This window comes from Pseudomonas sp. HMSC066A08 (assembly GCF_001813025.1).
Taxonomy (GTDB): Bacteria; Pseudomonadota; Gammaproteobacteria; order Pseudomonadales; family Pseudomonadaceae; genus Pseudomonas; species Pseudomonas aeruginosa.
In genome coordinates this window covers 51,223-72,096 of record NZ_KV811329.1, presented here as the reverse complement: position 1 = coordinate 72,096, position 20,874 = coordinate 51,223, and the positions used below count along the sequence as shown (strand labels likewise).

Here is a 20,874-nt window from a genome sequence, read left to right as displayed (position 1 = left end):
AATGTGTTAACGTTATATTTAACATGTTAATGATCGTCAACCCCGGCTGCTGCGCCATTCGTCCCGGGGAGGTGGCAAGAGGCGCCGTCTGCGGTATACGGATGCCCGCGACGGCTTGCGTGCGCAGCCGGGAAGAACAACAAAGAGAAGATCGCCATGCCAGAGCGCCAGCCGATCCCCAACATCAACATCGGGCAGGTCTACGACCAGCGCTATGCCGATGCCGAGGTGCACTACGACGCGCTCGGCAACCTGGCCGGTTTCTTCGGCCGCAACATGCCGGCGCACCGGCACGACCGCTTCTTCCAGGTCCACTACGTGAAGCATGGCGCCGTTCGGGTCTATCTCGACGAGCGGCAATACCTGGAGTCGGGGCCGATGTTCTTCCTCACCCCGCCGACCGTGCCGCACGCCTTCGTCACCGAGGCGGAGGCCGATGGCCATGTGCTGACCGTGCGCCAGCAACTGGTGTGGAGCCTCACCGAAGCCGAGCCGGGCCTGGCGTCCGGGCCGCTGGTGGCGCCGGCCTGCGTGGCGCTGGGCAACCTGGAGGGGGCGGCGGCCGAGGAGGCGGCGCGCCTGGCGCTGCTCTTCGAGCAGTTGCGCAGCGAGTCGATGGCCAGCCGCTCCGGCCGCCAGCAGGCGCTGCTGGCGTTGACCCGGCTGGTCATGATCAGCCTGCTGCGCCTATCGGCCAATTCGGTGGCTGCGCGGCCGATGCGTCACGAAGACCTGCAAATCTTCCAGCGTTTCAACGCCCTGATCGAGGAGCGCTACGCCGAGCATTGGCCGCTGTCGCGCTACGCCAGCCGGATCGGCGTCACCGAGGCGCGTCTCAACGACGTCTGCCGGCGTATCGCCGACCTGCCGTCGAAACGCCTGGTATATGACCGGCTGATGCAGGAGTCCAAGCGCCTGCTGCTGTTCACCGGCGGCTCGGTGAACGAGATCTGCTACCAGCTCGGCTTCAAGGACCCGGCCTACTTCAGTCGCTTCTTCGTGCGTTACGCGGGGCTCACCCCCAGCGCTTACCGCCAGCGACAGGCCGACGGGGAGTCCCGTCGCTGAGCGGGTGGGCGGGTATACTCGCGCTCCCACTCGAACAGGAAGCGTTTCTCCATGCATGATGCAGCCACCTCCATGCCGCCGCAGGCTCCCGCTACCTGGGCCGACTACCTTGCCGGCTACCGCTGGCGAGGGCAGGGCGAAGGATGTTCCGCGGCCACTGTCCACCGCCTGGAGGCTGCGCGGCGGCCGACCCTGTTCGTCAAGCAGGAAGTGCTGTCCGCACATGCCGAGCTGCCCGCCGAAATCGCCCGCCTGCGCTGGCTGCACGGTGCCGGCATCGACTGCCCGCAGGTGCTGAACGAAACCCAGAGCGACGGCCGGCAATGGCTGCTGATGAGCGCAGTGCCGGGGGACACGCTGTCCGCGCTGGCGCAGCGCGGCGAGCTGGAGCCCGGGCGCCTGGTGCGCCTGGTGGCCGCCGCCCTGCGCCGGCTGCACGATCTCGATCCGGCTGCCTGTCCCTTCGACCATCGCCTGGGACGGCGTCTGGACACCGTGCGCCAGCGGGTCGAGGCCGGGCTGGTGGACGAGGCGGACTTCGACGACGACCATCGTGGTCGCAGCGCCTCGGAGCTGTACCGCCTGCTGCTCGACCGGCGTCCGGCGGTCGAAGACCTGGTGGTCGCCCATGGCGACGCCTGCCTGCCAAATCTGCTGGCGGAGGGGCGGCGCTTCAGCGGCTTCATCGATTGCGGCCGGCTTGGCGTCGCCGACCGCCACCAGGACCTGGCCCTGGCCGCGCGGGACATCGAGGCCGAACTCGGCGCGGCCTGGGCCGAGGCCTTCCTCGTCGAATACGGCGGCGATATCGACGGCGAACGGCTGGCGTACTTCAGGCTATTGGACGAGTTCTTCTAGAGTAGGGGCGGTTCGGATCCGGTGCGGATTCGGCCTGTCTTTGCACGGAAACGGGGTACGACGGCACCCGCCATCGCGTCTCTTCTTGCCTGCTCCGTAGAGTCGCCGGCTCAGTTCAGCCGGTACTGCGCCAGTTCCTTCGCCGAAAGCACGCGCATCCGTTTGGGATCGGTGCTTTGCATGGCCTGTACCAAGGTGCTGGGGACATCCATTTCGCGGAAGTAGGCGGCGGAGTCGTAGCGCATGCCGTTGGCCGAGCGCGAGTGCAGCGAGTCGCCGTGGGCGTAGTAGGGACGGTGCAGGCCGACGTAGCCGCGTACGGTCTTGCGCTTGCCGGCCGCCAGCAGGTAGACGCAGGTGCCCTGGCAGACGCTGCTCGACGGCACCAGCGCGTCGAAGCCGGATTCGCGCAGCAGGCGGCCCATGCGAATCGCCTCCGGCACGCTGCCGCCGATGCTGTTCAGCAGGAGCAGCTTGCGCGAATAGGTTCCCGGATTGTTGCGCAAACCCTTGAGCAGCGTCTCGTAGTCGCCCGGCGCGATCTCCTCCGAGACGCGGACCGTCAGCACCCGCCCCATGCTCTTGTGTTGCAGCGAATGCACTTCGACCCTGGCCAGTGCGGGAGCCGCGCAGAACACGGCGAGGCAGGCGAGGACGGTCCGGAGGCGGAGGCGGGGCATGGAACGGGGCGATCCTGTCAGACGGCGATGGTTGCCGAAGATACCTGCAAGCGTTGCATTGTGCACGGTCCTCGTCGTCAGGACGAGGAGCCGGTCTCCGCCTGGCGCACCGGCAGGCGCAGGCAGAAGGTGATGACGTCGTCGCGGCAGTCCACGTCGATACGCCCCTGGTGGGCCTGGGCGATGGCCTGGGAGATGTACAGGCCGATACCGAGGCCGTTGCGGTTGCGCTGGTTGTCCGCCGACTCGCGCTTGAACGGTTCGAACAGGTTGGCCAGCTGCGCTTCGGAGAGGCCGCTGGTTTCGTTGAGCACGCTCAGGCACACCTCGTCGCCCTGGCGGGTCAGGGTGACCAGCACCGGCCGGCCGGGCAGGCCGTGATGACGGGCGTTGCTCAGCAGGTTGGCGGCGACCTGGGCGTAGCGGTCCGGGTCGACCACGGCACGAACCTGCGGGTCGATGGCGATCTCGATCACCAGGCCGGGATAGGCGACGTCGGTTTCGCAGACGATCTGCCGCACCAGTTGCGAGACGTCGGTGTCGACCGGGTTCACGGTGAGGCCGATGCCCGACTGCAGGCGGCTCATGTCGAGGATCTGGCTGACCAGCCGTTCCATGCGGCTGCTGGACGCGGAAATGTGTTGGCGCAGTTCGGTGGTGCGGGTGTCGCTGGAGGACAGCAGGGCCGCCGCCATGGAGATCGACTGCAACGGGTTGCGCAGGTCGTGGCCGAGCACCGCGATCAGGCGCTGGCGCATGCGGTCGACTTCGGCCGCATGGTTGAGGCACAGTTCCATCAGGTCCAGGCGCAGCTTTTCGGCGATCGCCAGGTCGGTTTCGCTCCAGGGCGTGGAGTGGCCGCGGACCACTTCCTCCCAGGCCTCGAACGAGCCGCGTGGGGTCAGCCGCGGGCCGGAGGGGCCGATGGTCAACAGCTTTTCCGGCTTGCCGCCCCAGCGGATGCGGTGCACTTCCTCGTGGCGGAACCAGAAGATCCAGCCCGATTCCTGGCGGTGGAAACGGATCGCCAGCACACCGCAGCAGTCGCCGCCGTCCGGAGAGTCCTCGCTGGGCTGCGGCCAGTTGTCGGTGTGGTAGATGTCCCGTTCCGGGTCGCGCTGCAGGCGTTGCAGGACATTCCCGGCCTGGCGCTCGAAGTCGCCGCGGATGCTCAGGGTGCGGCCGCCGAGCATGACCAGGGCGCCGTCGCAGGGAATCAGTGTGGCGATGCCATCGTCCGGGCGGGCCAGTGCGCCGAACAGGTCGTCGGCGTCCCGCGCGCGGCGAGCCAGGGCCAGCCTGCGCTCGGTGGACACGCGTAGCAGTTCGGCGATACGCCCCTGCTCCAGGCGCTCGACGATGGCGCTGCAGACCTGGGAGAAAATCTGGAACGACATGCGCACCGGGTAGGGAATCAGCTTGGGCGACATGTGATGGCAGGAGAACAGTCCCCAGAGCTTGCCGCCGACCACGATGGAGATGCTCATCGAGGCGCGCACGCCCATGTTGGTCAGGTATTCGCAGTGGATCGGCGAAACGCTGCGCAGCACGCTGTAGCTGAGATCGAACGATTCGTTGGTCTCCGGGTTCAGCGCGGGAAACACGCGCATCGGCGTATAGGCCACGTCGGCGATCAGCCTGATCGGGTTCTGGATGTACAGGCGCCGCGCCTGGGCCGGGATATCCGAGGCCGGGTAGCGTTGCCCCAGGTAGCTTTCGAGGTCTTCGCGACGGCTCTCGGCGACCACCTCGCCGGAGTCGTCATGACGGAAACGGTAGGCCATCACCCGGTCGTAGCCGGTCATCCGGCGCAGTTCGTCGGTGACGTTGCTGAGCAGGCTGGCGGTGTCGTTGTGCAACTGGACCTGGGCGATGATGCGCTGGGCATTGAGGATGAAGGAGGTGATCGACAGCGTGTCCGCGGTGCGGACCTCGAACTCCAGGTAGAACACTTCCTTGTAGCTGTGGCCGATCACGTCGAACAGGTGTTCGCCGATCCGCGTCTCGACGCTGTTCGACCATGGGCCGTTGCCGGTCAGTCCCTCTTCGAGCATGCGCAGGACCTCCGGCCCCACCTGCTCCGGCGTCAGGTAGGAACCCGGCGAGGCGACGAAACCCAGTAGCGCCTGGATGTTCTCGCTCGCCGCGAGGACCATGCCGTCCGCGCGCAGGGCGACCAGCGCCCCATGCGGCTGGATCGCGCCAGGCACGTGGATGGGTTCGTCCTCGCAGTTCGCCAGGGTAACCGGGGTGATGCTCGTCATCTATCGTCCAGCCTGGTCTCCAGGCAGTCAGGCTTCGTCGAGAACCCATCGACGAAACGAAAGGAATGTAGCCTGTGCCGCATCCTGCGCAAGGCCGATGGCTTCGGGGCTGTCGATCTGCCGGTCGAGTTGTTCGAGAAACTCCTGCCAGTGCACCCCGGTCGCCTGGCCGTAGCCCCGCAACCACTGTAGCGGCAGACCGGGCAGGCGTGGAGCTAGTCGTTTGTAGAGATACGCGCCGCCCAGCGTCGCGCCTTCCATCACGTAGGCCACCCCGAAGACCTCCGCGGCCCGTGTCGCATTCGGCAGGTCGGCGCAGCGCGGTAGCGCCTCCACCTGCGCGCGGCTCATGCCGCCGGCCTGCAGGTCGCTTTCCAGCCAGGCGCTCTTGACCAGCCGCGCTTCGGCCCGCAGCGCCGCCGGCCAGCCGCTGCGGTTGTCGCGCAGCGCGCGCTCCAGGGGGTCGAGCCAGCCAAGGATGCGTCCGGCATGGTCGAGGTAGGCGCGGTCGTCGAGATAGTCGTCGCCCAACGGCGAACGGCGGTCCAGTTCTGCGTGCAGGTCACGGGTGGCGTCGCGGAGTGCGGCGAGGGCTGGCGATGTAGATGAGGACATGAGGTCAGGGCCAGCGATTCGAGGCATGAACGGAAAAGAGTAGCAGGAAGCCGTACGCCCGGCTCGGAATAAATGGGCATCCCCGCGCGCGGCGCAGGGATGCCGGAGCGGGCGCGCTCAGGCCGCCTCGGTCTGCACCACCCGGTAGCAGGGGACGTAGGCCGCGCCGCCGGGCAGCTTCATCCGGTGCTGCTTGACGAAGGCCTGCAGCAGGCGGTCCAGCGGCAGCATCACCGCCGGGTCGCCGTGGATCTCGTAGGGCCCGTACTGCTCGATCATGCGGATGCCGTTGTCCTTGACGTTGCCGGCGACGATCCCGGAAAACGCGCGGCGCAGGTTGGCCGCCAACTCGTGGGGCGGCAGGCTGCGGCTGAGCTGGAGGCTGGCCATGTTCTCGTGGGTCGGCTCGAACGGGCGCTGGAAGCTTTCATCGATCTTCAGCATCCAGTTGAAGTGGAAGGCGTCGTTGCGCTCGCGGCGGAACTGCTTCACTTCCTTCAGGCCCTGGGCCATCTGCTTGGCCACCTCGGCCGGGTCGTCGATGACGATCCGGTAGTGGCGCTGCGCCGCATGGCCGAGGGTCGCCCCGACGAATTCATGGAGCTGCTGCAGGTAGGCTTCGGCGCTGCGGGGACCGGTGAGGATGACCGGGAAGGGCAGGTCCTGGTTGTCCGGGTGCATGAGGATGCCCAGCAGGTAGAGGAACTCTTCCGCGGTCCCGGCGCCGCCGGGGAAGATGATGACCCCGTGGCCGACGCGGACGAAGGCTTCCAGGCGCTTCTCGATGTCCGGGAGGATCACCAGTTCGTTGACGATCGGGTTCGGCGCCTCGGCGGCGATGATTCCCGGTTCGGTCAGGCCCAGGTAGCGACCGCCGACGATGCGCTGCTTGGCGTGGCTGATGGTGGCGCCCTTCATCGGTCCCTTCATCACCCCCGGTCCGCAGCCGGTGCAGACGTCCAGGCTGCGCAGGCCGAGCTCGTGGCCGACCTTCTTGGTGTACTTGTATTCCTCGCTGCTGATCGAGTGACCGCCCCAGCAGACGACGATCTTCGGCTCGACGCCGGGGCGCAGCGTACGGGCGTTGCGCAGCAGCTGGAAGACGTAGTCGGTGAGGCCCTGGGAGCTGTCCAGGTCGACGTGCTGGCTGTCCAGCCCGCTCTGGGTATAGACGATGTCGCGCAGGGCGCTGAACAGCATCTCGCGCGTGCTGGCGATCATCTCGCCATCGACGAAGGCGTCGGCCGGCGCGTTGATCAGCTCAAGGCGCACGCCGCGGTCCTGCTGGTGGATACGCACCTCGAAGTCCTTGTAGGCGTCGAGGATGGTCTTGGCGTTGTCGCTGTGGGCGCCGGTATTGAGGATCGCCAGGGCGCACTGGCGGAACAGTTGGTAGGTCTTGCCGTTGGCGGTTTCGCTCAGTTGTTGCACTTCGCGTTGGGAGAGGGTTTCCAGCGTGCCTTTCGGACTGACCGAGGCGTTGATCACAGGGCGATGAGACATGTGCGATTCCATGCAGGGGACGCGGCGGCGTAGAAGAGCAGCGGCATCCGGATAAGGGAGCGCCGGGCAGGTTGCGTGCCGGGGGAGAGGGCGATCAGCCGTCGGAGTGGGGCGACGAGGCAACCGTGCGCTGGGGCTTGGCTCCAGGGTCTTGGTTAAATGTAATAGCGAGAACCTGACTGATCTGACAAGGAAAATCTCGAATTTATCTGTCGCCGGCCTGGCACCGGGGAAATCCTGCCACTGGCCGTGGGCGAAAAGATCCGGCATCGGCCGGGATAATCGACTCTTCTCCTGCTATCGTTGCGTTTCCGCCGGATGCTCGGCCAGTCGAAGGGAGGAACGAACCATGTCGTATGAACAGTCCAGCAGCGTACCTAGCGACTTTCTTTCCTCCTTTTTCCAAGAGCCTGTCATCCATGATCGAACTCAGAACCATCACCCGCGACGACTGGGAAACCTGCATTGACCTGAAGGTCGCCCGCCACCAGGCGCACTTCGTCGCTTCCAACCTCTATTCGCTGGCCCAGAGCCGCTTCCTGCCGGGGTTCCGCGCGGTCGGCATCCACCACGGCGGGCGCATGGTCGGCTTCGCCCTCTACGGCCCCGACGCCGACGACGGCCACTACTGGCTCTACCGCCTGATGATCGACCGCCGCTACCAGGGCAAGGGGCACGGCCGCGCCGCCCTGCAACGGATCATCGCCAATGTGCGCCGGACGAGGCGGCGCAGCGATCGCCTGATGGTCGCCTACGCCGTCGACAACGAAGTGGCCCGCCAGCTTTATCGGGACGCCGGCTTCGTCGAACAGGGCCTCGCGCCCTGGGGCGAGACGATGGCCTGCCTGATGTTGCCGGAGCCGTCGCATCGCTCCGGGAAGGTCGCCGGAGCGCCGGGCGGGCGTGCAGCGCACGGCGTCCCGGCGTAGAATCGCGGGATTCGGCAGTTCCCTCCAATACCTATAACGACCATCCAACGCACATCGCCGCCCCGGACCCTTGCGTCCGGGGCGTTTTCCGTCGTGCGTGGCGAGGGTCGCGGGACCTGCCCGTCCGCCCCCTGCTCCGGAACCGAACGCCCCATGGACAGCACCTCCGAAACCCGCAGCGGCAGCTGGCTGAGCGTGATCGCCCTGGCCCTGGCCGCCTTCATCTTCAACACCACGGAGTTCGTCCCGGTCGGCCTGCTCAGCGACATCGGCCACAGCTTCGAGATGCCTACCTCGCAGGTCGGCCTGATGCTGACCATCTATGCCTGGGTGGTGTCGCTGGCCTCGTTGCCGATGATGCTGCTGACCCGCAATATCGAGCGGCGCAAGCTGCTGGTCGGGGTATTCCTGCTGTTCATCGCCAGCCACGTGCTGTCCGGGCTGGCCTGGAGCTTCCAGGTGCTGATGCTCAGCCGGATCGGCATTGCCTTCGCCCACGCGGTGTTCTGGGCCATCACCGCTTCGCTGGCGGTGCGCGTGGCGCCGCCGGGACAGCAGGCCAAGGCGCTAGGGCTGCTGGCCACCGGCACCACCCTGGCGATGGTCCTGGGCATCCCGCTGGGGCGGGTGGTCGGCGAGGCCCTGGGCTGGCGTACCACCTTCATGGCCATCGCCGGACTCTCGGTGCTGACCCTGCTCTACCTGGCGCGCTCCCTGCCGCTGCTGCCAAGCCAGAACTCCGGTTCCCTGCGCAGCCTGCCGATGCTGTTCCGACGCCCGGCGCTGGTCAGCCTGTACGTGCTGACCGTGGTGGTGATCAGCGCCCAGTTCACCGCCTACAGCTACATCGAGCCCTTCGCCAAGCAGGTGGCGCAGATGAGTGGCGAGGCGACCACCCTGCTGCTGCTGTTGTTCGGCGGCGCCGGGATCTTCGGTTCGATCCTCTTCAGCCGCTACAGCGAGGCTTTCCCGCGAGGCTTCCTGCTGGCCGCGATCCTCGCCTTGGGCAGCAGCCTGGCGCTGCTGTTGCCGCTGTCCGCGCAGCCGACCTGGCTGATGGCGCTCAGCCTGCTCTGGGGCATGTCGATCATGTGCTTCGGCCTGGCCCAGCAGTCCCGCGTCCTTCGCCTCGCCTCGGACGCCACCGACGTGGCCATGGCGCTGTTCTCCGGCCTGTACAACGTCGGCATCGGCGCCGGCGCGCTGCTCGGCAGCATGGTCAGCGAACGCATGGGCCTGGCCTCGATCGGCAATGTCGGCGCCGTGCTGGCGCTGGCCGGCCTGCTGCTCGCCCTGTTCGCCGCACTGCGCTACGCGGAGGCGCTGAAAAGCACGTCGTTGTGAGTGCTCATTCACTGGCCCAGATGATTCGGCGGAGGAATCCGCCTGCTTGATCTAGTCTTCTGGGACGAAAAGGCGCAGGGAGTGCGGTATCGCCCAGCGTCGGGCTGGCGCAGGGACGGAATATCGGGTGAACGTACAACAGAGCAAGTTCAGGCTGAGCCGCTGGGCGGGCGCGACGCTGGCGCTCGGACTGCTGCTGTCCGGGCTGGGCGCCTGGGGGTTGGCGCTGGTCAACGAGCAACAGGCGCGGATGGCGCTGGAACGCGAGGCGGAACTGCTGGCCGAGGCGGTGACCCGCCGCGTGGAACTCTACCAGTACGGCTTGCGCGGGGTGCGCGGTGCCTTGCTGACGGCGGGCGAGGCGCACATCGACCGCGAACTGTTCCGCCGCTACAGCCTGACCCGCGACATCGACCGCGAGTTTCCCGGCGCCCGCGGCTTCGGCTTCATCCGCCGGGTGGCGGCCGCCGACGAGGCCGGGTTCCTGCGCCAGGCGCGGGCCGACGGCCAGCCGGAGTTCCGCATCCAGCAACTGACTCCGCACGATGGCGAGCGCTACGTCATCCAGTACATCGAGCCGGTGGCGCGCAACGGCCAGGCGCTGGGCCTGGACATCGCCTCGGAAGCCAATCGCCGGGAGGCCGCCCGCGCCGCCCTGGAGACCGGCCAGGTGCGCCTGACGGGGCCGATCACCCTGGTCCAGGCCAGCGGCTTGCGCCAGCAATCGTTCCTCATCCTGATGCCGATCTACCGCAGCGGCATCACTCCACCGCCGGGGCCCCAGCGCGAACTCGAAGGCTTCGGCTGGAGCTATGCGCCGCTGCTGACCGGCGAGGTGCTGGCCGGGTTGCCCATCGACAACGCGGCGATCCACCTCGAACTCAGCGACGTCACCGGCGACGGCGCTGCCGTGCCCTTCTTCGTCAACGGCGCCGTAGCGCCGGCGCAACGCCTGTTCGGCCACATGCTGCGGCGGGAGGTCTACGGTCGGCACTGGCAGATGGCGTTCAGCGCACTGCCGCTGTTCGTCCAGCGCCTGCACCAGCCTTCGCCGCGCATCCTGTTCCTGGCCGGCGGCCTGGTCAGCCTGTTGCTGGCGGCGCTGGTCAACGCCAGCGCCCTCGGCCGCCTGCGCCGGCGTCGGGAGGCGGCGACCCAGGCGCGGCTGGCGGCGATCGTCGGCAATTCGGCGGACGGCATCATCGGCGTCGGCCTCGACGGCGTCATCAGCGACTGGAATCGCGGGGCCGAGGCGTTGTTCGGCTACCGCGAGGAGCAGGCCGTCGGGCGGAGGGTGGTGGACCTGTTGGTGCCGCCATCCAAGGAGAACGAGGAACTCGACATCCTCGCTCGCATCGCCCGTAAAGAACAGGTGGTCAGCTTCGATACCGTGCGCCGGCACCAGGACGGCCACCTGCTCGACGTGGCGGTGACCGTCTCGCCGATCCTCGGCCCGGACGGCGGCGTGGTCGGCGCCTCGAAGACCGTGCGCGACATCTCCGCGAAGAAGGCCGCCGAGGCCCGCATCCGCGAACTCAATACCGGCCTGGAGCACCAGATCGCCGAGCGTACCGCCGAACTGCGTCGGTTGAACGTACTGCTCGGCAGCGTGCTGCAGGCGGCGTCCGAGGTGTCGATCATCACCCTCGATCGCGACGGCATCATCAGCGGCTTCAATCTCGGCGCCGAGCGGATGCTCGGCTACCGCGCCGACGAGGTGGTCGGCAAGGCCTCGCCGACCCTGCTGCACAGCGAGCGGGAGTTGCTCGCCCGCGGCCAGGAACTGGGCGAAGAGGGTTTCCGCGTGCTGGTGGCGCGGGCCGAACAGGAGGGCGCCGAGACCCGCGAATGGACCTATCTGCGCAAGGACGGCTCGCCGCTCAGCGTGACGCTTTCGGTCACCGTCCTGCGCGACGAGGCCGGGGCGATCAACGGCTACCTGGGCATCGCCGTCGATGTCACCGAGTGGCGTAACGCCGAGCGCGAGATGGCCGCGGCGCGCGACCAGTTGCAAATGGCCGCCGACGTGGCGCGCCTGGGCATCTGGCGCTGGAACCTGGCCGACGACAGCCTGCAGTGGAACGAGCGCATGTGCGAGCTGTATGGCCAGCCGCTGGCGTTGCGCGACGGCGGCCTGGTCTACGAGCATTGGCGCAGCCGCCTGCATCCGGAAGACCTCGAGCGCACCGAGGCCAGCCTGCGCGCGGCGGTGGACGGGCGCGGCAACTACGATGTGATCTTCCGCGTGGTGCTGCCCGACGGCGGCATCCGCTTCATCCAGGCCGGCGCGCAGGTCGAGCGCGACGCCGACGGCAACCCGCTGCAGGTCACCGGGATCAATATCGATATCACCAGCGACCAGCAACTACAGGCGCGCCTGCGCGAGGCCAAGGAGCAGGCGGACGCCGCCAGCGCGGCGAAGTCGTCGTTCCTGGCGAACATGAGCCACGAGATCCGCACGCCGATGAATGCCGTGCTGGGCATGCTGCAACTGGCCCGGCAGACCGATCTCAACGAACGCCAGCGCGACTACCTGGACAAGGCCAGCTCGGCGGCAACCTCGTTGCTCGGCCTGCTCAACGACATCCTCGACTACTCGAAGATCGAGGCCGGCAAGCTGGTCCTGGAAATGCTCCCCTTCGAGCTGGAGCCGCTGATGCAGGACCTGGCCGTGGTGCTCTCCGGCAACCAGGGCGACAAGGACGTCGAGGTGATCTTCGACATCGATCCCGAGCTGCCCAGCGCGGTGGTCGGCGACCGCCTGCGCCTGCAGCAGATCCTCATCAACCTGGCCGGCAACGCCCTGAAGTTCACCGCCCGCGGGCACGTCCTGGTGAGCTTGCGGCGTCTGGCGCACGACGCCCACCTGGTGCGCCTGCGGGTGCTGGTGGCGGACACCGGCATCGGCATCAGCGCGGAACAGCAGCAGCGCATCTTCGAAGGTTTCACCCAGGCCGAGGCGTCCACCTCGCGACGCTTCGGCGGCACCGGCCTTGGCCTGTTCATATGCAAGCGCCTGGTCGACCTGATGGGCGGCGAATTGCGAGTCGAGAGCACGCCCGGCAGCGGTAGCCGGTTCTGGTTCGACCTGGACCTCGACGTCGCCCACGACCAACCGCTGCGCGCGGCCTGCCCCGGGGCCGGCGAACCGCTGCGGCTGCTGGTGGCGGACGACAACCTGGTGGCCGGCGAGCTGCTCGAACGCACGGTCGGCGCCCTCGGCTGGCGCGCCGACTGCGTCGGCAGCGGCAGCGAGGCGGTGGCGCGGGTCCAGGCGGCGATGGCCGAGGGCCGTCGCTATGACGTGGTGCTGATGGATTGGCGCATGCCCGATCTCGACGGCCTCAGCGCGGCGCAACTGATCCGCCAGTTGCAGGGCGACCTGCCGCCGCCCATGGTGATCATGATCACCGCCTACGGCCGCGAGGTGCTGGCCGATGCGCGCGACCACAGCGCGCCGCCCTTCGTCGATTTTCTCACCAAGCCGGTCACGCCCAAGCAACTGGCCGACTCGGTGCTGCATGCGTTGCACGGCGAACAGGGCGCCCCGGCCAACCCGCCGCCGCGCCCGGCGGAGCGCGCCCAGCGGTTGCGGGGCGTGCGTCTGCTGGTGGTGGAGGACAACGCGCTGAACCGCCAGGTCGCCGCCGAGCTGTTGAGCAGCGAGGGCGCCCGGGTGGCCCTCGCCGACGGCGGGCTGGCGGGCGTTCAGCAGGTGCTGGAGGCGAGCGTGCCATTCGACGCGGTGCTGATGGATATGCAGATGCCGGATATCGATGGTCTCGAGGCGACCCGGAGAATCCGCGCCGACGGGCGCTTCGCCGGGCTGCCGATCCTGGCCATGACCGCCAACGCCGCGCTGGCCGACCGCGAAGCCTGCCTGGCGGCGGGCATGAACGACCATGTGGCGAAGCCGATCGACAAGGAGCGCCTGGTGCTTTGCCTGCTCGGTCATCTCGGCAGGAGCGGCGGCGACAGGGGGGCGCCGGCAACGACAGCGGACGCGGGCGAACTGGTCGAGGCGCGGGGCGATATCGTCGGGCGTTTCGGCGGCAGCCTGGAGCTGATCGTCCAGGTATTGCGGCGCTTCGTTCCGGATATGCAGGACCTCTTCGCCCAGCTCGAACGCCAGCTCGGCGAGGGCGATGTCCAGGGCAGCGTCGCGACCCTGCATACCATCAAGGGCAGCGCTTCCACCGTTGGCGCCAGCGCCCTGGCCGGCCGTGCCAGCGAGCTGGAGCAGGCCCTGCGCCGCGCCGATCCGCTGCGCGGCATGGAAATCCTCGCCGGCATCCGCCTCGACGAACTGCGCACCCTGTGCGATGCCTGCCTGCTGCGCCTGCAGGCGATGTTCGGCGACGTGCGGGCGGAGTCGGCGAGCTGAACCCCGGCGCGGTGGCCAGTCCCGCCAAGGCTTCAGGCTGACCCGGGGCTCGCCTGCATCCGCTGCGGCCTGTAGGGCGAATAACGCCATGGGCGTTATCCGCCGATACTCCTGAAGCCCGCACAGGTCTTGAGCGACATCCTCTTCCTGTCGTTCAGTACCTTCAGGCGTCGCGCAGCAGGTCGTGGGCGTTGAGCAGGGCGTAGGCGACTTCCGGGCGCTTCTCCAGGCCGCGGCGGATGGCGGCGGGAATCGCCTGGCGGGTCTTGCGGCAGAGCCCCGGCTGCTCCTCGAAGCGCATGCGGATGCCGCGCATGCTGCGCACCTCGCCGAAGGCCGGGGCGATGCGCAGGCGGATGCCCAGTTGTTCCTCCATGCGCCGCAGCAGGTGTTCCAGGTCTTCCAGGCTGCGCAGGGCTTCCAGGCGAGCGGCCAGGCGCTGCTCTTCCTGGCGGGTCAGGAGAAGGATGCGACGGTCCGCGCCGGGCGCCTCCAGGCGCTCGCGTTCGCAGACGCAGGCGCCGGGCGGGCAGGGCTGGCGGAGGGGCGGGGAAGCGCTCATGGCACCATCATAGCCAGGACCGGCGTCCCGCGCCGCTACGCTCCGTCGCCCTCGCGAGCGCGCCTCAGCGCTTCAGCGGCACCTTGGCCTGCTGCTCCAGGCCGCTGAGGATGGCGTAGGCGATCTTCACCCGCTCGGCATTGGGATAATTGCGGTTGGCCAGGATCACCAGGCCCAGGTCGCGGCCTGGGATGAACGCCACGTAGGCGCCGAAGCCGTTGGTGGAGCCGGTCTTGTTCAGCAGGCGCTGGCCCTCCAGCGCCTGTGGCGCGGGCAGTCTGGCGATCCTGTGCGGTTGCAGCGCCATCGGCGTCGAGTTGCCCGCCTGCAGGCGCTTCAGGGAGATCGGCCAGTCGTAGGCTTCCCAGCCCAGGCCCTGGGTCATGTCGCCGACCTTGTAGTAACCGCGATGGGTGGCATCGAGCGCCTGCGCCCAGGGCTTGTCCAGGCGCTCCGGATGCAGGTTGGCATCGACGAAGCGCAGCAGGTCGGCCGCGCTGGTCTTCACCCCGTAGCCTTCGGCATCCAGCGGGCCGGGACCGACCCGTAGCGGGCGGTCGTCCTTGCCGTAGCCCTGGGCGTACTGCGCCAGCGCCGCCTCGGGCACGTCGAGGTGGGTCTGTTCGAGGCCCAGTGCCGGGAACAGTTGCTGCTCCATGATCCGTTCGAACGGCTGGCCCAGGCTGCGCGCGGCGAGATAGCCGAACAGACCGATGCTCGGGTTGGAGTAGAGGCGCTGGCTGCCCGGCGTGTAGGTCGGCTGCCACTGGCGGTAGTAGTCGCGGATCTGTGCCTGGTCTTTCTGCACCGAGTCGGGGAACTGCAGCGGCAAGCCGCCGGCGGTATAGGTCGCGAGGTCGAGCAGGCTGATGCCGTCGAAGCGGCTGCCTTGCAGCGCCGGCCAGTGCAGGCTGGCGCGGTCGTCGAGGCGCATCTTGTCCTGGGCCAGGGCATAGCCGGCGAGGGTGGCGGTGAAGGTCTTGCTCACCGAGCCGATCTCGAACAGGGTCTCCGGCGTCACCCGGCGACCGTCCTCTTTCGAAGCCAGCCCATAGCTGAAGTAATGCGGTTCTCCTTTCAGGCTGATGGCCACGGCCAGGCCCGGAATATCATTGGCCTTCATCACCGGTTGTACGGCGGCGTCGACTAGTGTCTTCAGGCGATCCGCCGGGGCCTCGCCGGCAATGGCCGAGGTGGCGGCGAACAGCAGTGTGGAGGCGGCGATGCCGCACAGGCAGGGGAATCCGGTATCGCGCATGAGGATTGGCGTCCTTTGTCGTTGGCTGCATGAGAAACCGCCCCGGGAGCGCTCCTTGATCGGCGGGCGGGGAAAATCTAGGCTTGCGCAGGATTTGCGGCAAACGACGAATACTCGCGGCAGCCATTAGAAAAATTTGGAGCAGAGATTGGTTCGACCCCATTTGCCGCTGAACGCCCTGCGCGCCTTCGAAGCTTCGGCCCGGCACCTGAGCTTCACCCGCGCGGCCATCGAGCTGTGCGTGACCCAGGCGGCGGTCAGCCACCAGGTGAAGAGCCTCGAGGAGCGTCTCGGCGTGGCCCTGTTCAAGCGTCTGCCGCGCGGCCTCATGCTGACCCACGAGGGCGAGAGCCTGCTGCCGGTGCTGTGTGACTCCTTCGACCGCATCGCCGGCCTGCTGGAACGTTTCGAGGGCGGCCACTACCGGGACGTGCTCACCGTCGGCGCGGTCGGTACCTTCACGGTCGGCTGGCTGCTGCCGCGGCTGGAGGACTTCCAGGCGCGCCATCCCTTCATCGACCTGCGCCTGTCCACCCACAACAACCGCGTCGACATCGCCGCCGAGGGGCTCGACTACGCGATCCGCTTCGGCGGCGGCGCCTGGCACGGCACCGAGGCGCTGGCGTTGTTCGAGGCGCCGCTGACGGTGCTCTGCTGCCCGGAGGTCGCCGCCCAGTTGCACAGTCCCGCCGACCTGCTGCAGCACACCCTGCTGCGCTCCTACCGCGCCGACGAGTGGCCGCTGTGGTTCCAGGCGGCCGGACTGCCGGCGTACGCGCCGCTGACCCGGAGCATCGTCTTCGACACCTCGCTGGCCATGCTCGAGGCGGCCCGCCAGGGTGTCGGCGTGGCCCTGGCGCCGGCGGCGATGTTTGCCCGGCAACTGGCCAGCGAGAGCATCCGGCGTCCGTTCGCCACCGAAGTGAGTACCGGCAGCTACTGGCTGACGCGCTTGCAGTCGCGGGGGGAGACCAGCGCGATGCTGGCGTTCAGGGAGTGGTTGCTGGAGATGGCTGCCGTTGAGGCGCGGGGGAGATAACGGTTATGCAGGCTATTCAAGTGTCGATGAAGAAGTAATCACCTTCCTCGCGCCTTTTTTTATACGCCCGGGCTCTCCCAAGGTTGATACGGTTTGAGGCGTTGGGGTTGTGATTGGAATTGCTGACGGCGTGGCGGATATGGACCGGCTCGTCGGCGTTGCTGATCGCTCCGCTAAGCGTCACTCCCAGGCTGGCGGCATAGGCCCGGCGTGCCGCAACGATCTCGCTCTCGAGCATGCCTGCTTTCCCTGCTGCGGCAACGACGGCGAGTTCGCATAGGCGGCCAGCCTTCCTCGGGGAAACCCTCAGGTCGGCGCCTGCGGACCACAGGGCAAGCAGCGCTTTGGACGGAGCACAGCCATTTCTGCTGTGCTCTTCGATTGTCTCCAGGAGCGGACTCATATGGCCTCTTGAAAACTGTCGGCGGATTGCCAGCAGTATCGACGCTGGTGCGCTTAAAGCAACGCGGAGCAGGCGGAGATTGCGGCGAAGCGGCGGATAACGCTTCGCGTTATGCGCCCTACGGGAGCGGTGCTCGGCTTGCCGGCGGAAGGCGTCTACGGCTTTCCGGTTCCCGCGTCGAAATAAGAGCCCGTGGACTTGGCCAGTCCCGTCCAGATCTCGTCGAGATTGCGGAAGTTCCAGGCTTCCGCCGGCTCGAAGCCGACGATCCGGTCGGTCTGTCCAGCCCTACCCAGGTCTACCACCTGCTGCGGGAGCGGCATCTTCGAGCGGGCCGAGAAGAATACCTTGACCCGTGGCGTCAGCAGCGAGCGGCCGTGTTGTTCGAGGACCACGCCGAGGCGCCCGCTTTCCAGCCTGACCAGCGCGCCGACCGGGTAGATGCCCACCGCCTTGACGAAGGCGCGGAACACCTGCGGGTCGAAGTGCCCGTTCCATTCGGCCATGCGCCGGATCGCCTCGGCGGCGTTCCAGCCTTTCTTGTAGGGACGGTTGGAGGTGATCGCGTCGTAGACGTCGCACACCGCGCCCATTCGCGCCAGCAGGCTGATCTGCTCCTGCGCCAGGCCGAAGGGGTAGCCGGTGCCGTCGATGCGCTCGTGGTGGTGCAGGCAGACATCCACCACCAGGGCGCTGACCTGGCGGCAATCGAGCAGCATCCGCGCGCCGTTCTGCGGATGCCGGCGAACCAGGCCGAACTCCTGCTCGGTGAGCTTGCCGGGCTTGTTCAGGATCGGATCGGGCACCGCCATCTTGCCGATGTCGTGCAGCAGTCCGGCCAGTCCCGCCTCGCGTACCAGCGGGTCGGGCAGTTCGAGCTGGCGGGCGAGGGCGATCATCAGCGCACAGACCGCCACCGAATGCATGTAGGTGTATTCATCCGAGGTCTTCAGCCGTACCAGGCTGAGCAGCGCGTTGGGATGGCGCAGCACCGAGGCGGAGATTTCGTCCACCAGGTCCGATGCATGCGCGGTATCGATGGCCTGGCCCATGCGCGCGTCGCGGAACATGCTGACCACGGCGGCCTTGGCACGGCTGCAGAGCAGGGCGGCGTGGCGGATTTCCTCCTCCAGGGCGACCCGCGCCGGCGAAGGGCCGGCCGGCATGGTGACCGGCAGGACCGCAGCGGCCGAGACCGCCGCTTCCTCCGGGAGGTCGAGGCCCTTGCCGGCATCGATCCAGACTTCCTTCACGGCGCTTTCGCGCAGGCGCTCCAGGTCGGCCTGGCTGTCGAGCAGGAAGCCGCCTCTTTTCCAGAACGGGTGGTCCAGCCACGAGCCGCAAAGGCTCTGGACGAACATACCGAGGCGAAGCTGGGTTACCGGAATGCGTTTCAGCACGATGGGCTCGACCTCGAGACTGGGCCAGGTGGCTGTCTCCTAACGGTAGCCGAGATGGCCTGGCGGGAGTGAGAGATGCCCGGCACTTCGTCGGCATGCCCGCGCTCGATTGCGTATCGCTTTGTATCCATGCGCGGTTTCGATACCTCCGGCGTACAAATCCACGTGTCGGACGATACACCCCCGATACATCTCCCAGGCGAAATGGCCACATCCGAACCGCGGCGCCCGGGACGACCCCAGAAGGTCCCGTCGCCCGGTTCGTATCGGCGCCCACCAGCGCCGCGCCTGCGGCCCGGCCGCGTTTATTGTGGAGAAGAAGCATGTCCGTTTTCGATTCGCGTCAAAAGACTTCCGCCAGCCTGCTCGGTGCCGTACTGGTGGGAGGAATGCTGCTCGGCGGTTCGGCGTTCGCCGTCGAGCCGCTGGGGCAGGGGTTGCAACTGGCGGCGGCGAGCGCCGGCGAAGGCAAGTGCGGAGAAGGCAAGTGCGGCAGCGGCGGCTCCGCGAAGACCTCGGCCAAGGCCGGCGCCGAGGGCAAGTGCGGGGAGGGCAAGTGTGGCGACGCCTCCTTTGCCCGAACCGACACCGATCGCGATGGCAAGGTCTCGCGCGCCGAGTTCCTCGCGGTGGCCAAGGACCGTGCCGGTGAGTTCGACAGCATCGATAGCGACCATGACGGCTTCATTTCCGAAGCCGAGGCCTACGAACACCTGCGCAAGACCTACGAGGCCAACGGCAAGCCGATGCCCGCCGGGCTGTTCAGCAAGCTGGAGCAAGGCCGGCACTGAGCCTTTCCACCCCCTGGCGGCGCCCTCTCTTTCCCCTGGGAAAGCGGGGGCGTCGCCGTTTCCGGAGCTATCCCATGACCCTGATCGACAACGCCGCCGGCCTCGGCCTGAGGCGCGGCCTGCTTCCGCAACTGCTGGCGATGGCGCCCGGTGCGGTGGACTTCCTCGAATGCGCGCCGGACAACTGGATCGGCGTCGGCGGTGCCTTCGGTGCCGACCTGGAGCGCCTGGTGGAGCGCTTTCCACTGACCTGCCACGGTCTCTCGCTGTCCCTCGGCGGCTCCACACCGCTGGATGCCGCCTTCATCGAGCAGACCCGACGCTTCCTCGTCCGCCACCGGGTCGCGTTGTACAGCGAGCACCTCAGCTACTGTTCCGACGATGGCCATCTCTATGATCTGTTGCCGCTGCCGTTCACCGAAGCTGCGGTGCGTCACGTCGCGGCGCGCCTCCGCGAGGCGCAGGAACGCCTGGAGCGGCGCATCGCGGTGGAGAACATTTCCTACTATGCAGCGCCGTACCGGGAGATGAGCGAGATCGAGTTCGTCAACGCGGTACTCGACGAGGCCGACTGCGACCTGTTGCTGGACGTCAACAACCTGTTCGTCAACGCCTGCAACCACGGCTACGACGCCCTCGACTTCCTCGCCCGGCTGCCACCCGGGCGGGTCGCCGCCTATCATGTGGCGGGGCACTACGACGAGGCGCCGGACCTGAAGATCGACACCCACGGTGCCGCCGTGAAGCCCGGCGTCTGGGCCTTGCTCGGAGCCGCCTATCGTCGCTTCGGCGTGCGCCCGACCCTGCTCGAGCGGGACTTCAACTATCCGCCGCTGGGCGAACTGCTGCTGGAAGTGGAGCAGATCCGCCAATGGCAACGCGACGAGGGACGCCGTCATGGATGAGCGCCTGCGCCAACAGCAGTTCAGCCTCGCCCGGCACCTGCGCGACCCGCTTGGCAATGCGCCGCCGCCGGACATCGAAGAACGCCGCCTGCGGGTCTACCGCGAGCTGTTCTACAACGCCATCGAAGGCCTCCTCGCCAGCGGCTTCCCGCGCTTGCGCGGGCTGCTTGGCGAGCAGCAGTGGCATGGCCTGGTGCGCGAGTTCTATCGCGAGGAGAGAAGCCATACCCCCCTGTTCACCCGTATCGCCGGGGTCTTCGTCGACTACCTGCGGCAGCGGGGCGAGTCTCGGCCGGCGTGGCAAGCCGAGTTGGCCCACTTCGAATGGAGCGAGACGCGCCTCTACCTGGCCGAGCCCGACGATCCGCCGTATCGGCATGAAGGCGACCTGCTCGACGGAGTGCCGCTGCTGTCGAGCCTGGCGCTGCCGCTGGGCTATCGCTGGCCGGTGCATCGGCTCGAAGAGGACGTCGCGCTCGCCGAAGCGCCTGCGGAACCGACCCTGCTGTTGATGCACCGCGATTCCTCGCATCGCGTGCATACCGCGCGCCTGACTCCGTTGGCCTACCGCCTGCTGGAGTCGCTGGCGAGCCGGCGCCTGAGCGGGCGCGAGCACCTGGCGGCGCTGGCGCTCGAAGCGCGGAGTGCGCCCGGAGCGCTCGACGCGGCGGGGCTGGAGTTGCTGGCAGCGTTGCGGACCCAGGGTGTCGTGCTCGGAACCCTGGATCGCAATCGGGCGGGCGGATGACGACGCAGCCCTTGTGGGGTCGATGCATCGGCGGATAGCGCCTTTGGCGCTATTCGCCCTACGTGGTGGGTGGGACGGTCTTGGTGTAGGGCATATAACCGCTTGCGGTTATCCGCCGTGGTG

General features: G+C 67.8%; 17 protein-coding genes. 9 read left to right on the top strand and 8 right to left on the bottom strand.

Annotation, left to right across the window (positions count from 1 at the left end):
- Positions 1 to 156 precede the first annotated feature (156 nt).
- Positions 157 to 1,068 carry a 4-hydroxyphenylacetate catabolism regulatory protein HpaA gene (gene hpaA / locus HMPREF2886_RS22030; RefSeq protein WP_033969571.1) on the top strand — a complete coding sequence of 304 codons (912 nt, stop codon included), beginning with the start codon at positions 157 to 159 and terminating at the stop codon, positions 1,066 to 1,068.
- Between the two features lie 51 nt (positions 1,069 to 1,119).
- Positions 1,120 to 1,926, top strand: a complete 807-nt coding sequence (locus tag HMPREF2886_RS22025; RefSeq protein ID WP_070748368.1) for an APH(3')-II family aminoglycoside O-phosphotransferase — start codon at positions 1,120 to 1,122, stop codon at positions 1,924 to 1,926.
- A 110-nt stretch (positions 1,927 to 2,036) separates the two neighbouring features.
- Here HMPREF2886_RS22025 and HMPREF2886_RS22020 read toward each other — a convergent pair whose 3' ends face one another.
- From HMPREF2886_RS22020 to ppnN, 4 genes are all read right to left on the bottom strand, one after another.
- Positions 2,037 to 2,606 carry a COG3904 family protein gene (locus tag HMPREF2886_RS22020; RefSeq protein WP_039026678.1) on the bottom strand — a complete coding sequence of 190 codons (570 nt, stop codon included), beginning with the start codon at positions 2,604 to 2,606 and terminating at the stop codon, positions 2,037 to 2,039.
- Positions 2,607 to 2,683: 77 nt separating this feature from the next.
- Positions 2,684 to 4,870, bottom strand: a complete 2,187-nt coding sequence (gene bphP / locus HMPREF2886_RS22015; protein ID WP_070748365.1) for a bacteriophytochrome BphP — start codon at positions 4,868 to 4,870, stop codon at positions 2,684 to 2,686.
- A gap of 27 nt (positions 4,871 to 4,897) precedes the next feature.
- Entirely contained in the window at positions 4,898 to 5,485 is a 588-nt protein-coding gene (locus tag HMPREF2886_RS22010) for a biliverdin-producing heme oxygenase (RefSeq protein WP_058173120.1), read from the bottom strand.
- Between the two features lie 117 nt (positions 5,486 to 5,602).
- The gene (gene ppnN / locus HMPREF2886_RS22005) at positions 5,603 to 6,988 is read right to left on the bottom strand and encodes a nucleotide 5'-monophosphate nucleosidase PpnN (RefSeq protein WP_003121931.1); all 1,386 of its coding nucleotides are present in this window, start codon (positions 6,986 to 6,988) and stop codon (positions 5,603 to 5,605) included.
- A 419-nt stretch (positions 6,989 to 7,407) separates the two neighbouring features.
- Between ppnN and HMPREF2886_RS22000 the strand changes: the two genes are divergently transcribed.
- The 3 genes from HMPREF2886_RS22000 to HMPREF2886_RS21990 all read left to right on the top strand — a co-directional run bounded on the left by HMPREF2886_RS22000 (position 7,408) and on the right by HMPREF2886_RS21990 (position 13,645).
- On the top strand, positions 7,408 to 7,917 hold the full coding sequence (locus HMPREF2886_RS22000; protein ID WP_033977764.1) for a GNAT family N-acetyltransferase: 510 nt from the start codon (positions 7,408 to 7,410) through the stop codon (positions 7,915 to 7,917).
- Positions 7,918 to 8,070: 153 nt separating this feature from the next.
- A complete protein-coding gene (locus tag HMPREF2886_RS21995; RefSeq protein ID WP_070748363.1) occupies positions 8,071 to 9,261 on the top strand; it encodes a sugar transporter in 1,191 nt (396 codons plus the stop codon).
- A 127-nt stretch (positions 9,262 to 9,388) separates the two neighbouring features.
- On the top strand, positions 9,389 to 13,645 hold the full coding sequence (locus HMPREF2886_RS21990) for a PAS domain-containing hybrid sensor histidine kinase/response regulator (protein WP_033977761.1): 4,257 nt from the start codon (positions 9,389 to 9,391) through the stop codon (positions 13,643 to 13,645).
- A gap of 163 nt (positions 13,646 to 13,808) precedes the next feature.
- Here the strand turns inward: HMPREF2886_RS21990 and HMPREF2886_RS21985 are convergent, their stop codons facing one another.
- Together HMPREF2886_RS21985 and HMPREF2886_RS21980 are read right to left on the bottom strand one after the other, a co-directional pair.
- Positions 13,809 to 14,207, bottom strand: a complete 399-nt coding sequence (locus HMPREF2886_RS21985; protein WP_003093424.1) for a hypothetical protein — start codon at positions 14,205 to 14,207, stop codon at positions 13,809 to 13,811.
- 64 nt (positions 14,208 to 14,271) lie between these two features.
- The gene (locus HMPREF2886_RS21980; RefSeq protein WP_033977759.1) at positions 14,272 to 15,465 is read right to left on the bottom strand and encodes a class C beta-lactamase PDC-66; all 1,194 of its coding nucleotides are present in this window, start codon (positions 15,463 to 15,465) and stop codon (positions 14,272 to 14,274) included.
- A 148-nt stretch (positions 15,466 to 15,613) separates the two neighbouring features.
- On the opposite strand from HMPREF2886_RS21980, the gene ampR reads away from it, so the two are divergent.
- A complete protein-coding gene (gene ampR / locus HMPREF2886_RS21975; RefSeq protein WP_070748361.1) occupies positions 15,614 to 16,504 on the top strand; it encodes a LysR family transcriptional regulator AmpR in 891 nt (296 codons plus the stop codon).
- A gap of 16 nt (positions 16,505 to 16,520) precedes the next feature.
- Here ampR and HMPREF2886_RS34740 read toward each other — a convergent pair whose 3' ends face one another.
- Both HMPREF2886_RS34740 and HMPREF2886_RS21965 read right to left on the bottom strand, forming a co-directional pair.
- Positions 16,521 to 16,907 (bottom strand): hypothetical protein, encoded by a 387-nt coding sequence (locus tag HMPREF2886_RS34740; protein ID WP_169879127.1) that lies wholly within the window; start codon positions 16,905 to 16,907, stop codon positions 16,521 to 16,523.
- Positions 16,908 to 17,062: 155 nt separating this feature from the next.
- Complete coding sequence (locus tag HMPREF2886_RS21965) at positions 17,063 to 18,307, bottom strand: cyclic di-GMP phosphodiesterase (protein WP_070748359.1); 1,245 nt, start codon at positions 18,305 to 18,307, stop codon at positions 17,063 to 17,065.
- A gap of 323 nt (positions 18,308 to 18,630) precedes the next feature.
- On the opposite strand from HMPREF2886_RS21965, the gene HMPREF2886_RS21960 reads away from it, so the two are divergent.
- The 3 genes from HMPREF2886_RS21960 (at position 18,631) to HMPREF2886_RS21950 (ending at position 20,751) form a co-directional block, all read left to right on the top strand.
- Positions 18,631 to 19,098, top strand: coding sequence for an HvfA family oxazolone/thioamide-modified RiPP metallophore (locus HMPREF2886_RS21960; RefSeq protein WP_033969594.1), 468 nt, complete (start codon positions 18,631 to 18,633; stop codon positions 19,096 to 19,098).
- Positions 19,099 to 19,172: 74 nt separating this feature from the next.
- On the top strand, positions 19,173 to 20,003 hold the full coding sequence (locus HMPREF2886_RS21955) for an HvfB family MNIO-type RiPP peptide maturase (protein ID WP_033969596.1): 831 nt from the start codon (positions 19,173 to 19,175) through the stop codon (positions 20,001 to 20,003).
- Positions 19,996 to 20,751: an HvfC family RiPP maturation protein gene (locus HMPREF2886_RS21950; protein WP_033969599.1), complete on the top strand. Its 756-nt coding sequence runs from the start codon at positions 19,996 to 19,998 to the stop codon at positions 20,749 to 20,751. The genes HMPREF2886_RS21955 and HMPREF2886_RS21950 overlap by 8 nt, the downstream gene beginning before the upstream one ends.
- Positions 20,752 to 20,874: the final 123 nt, after the last annotated feature.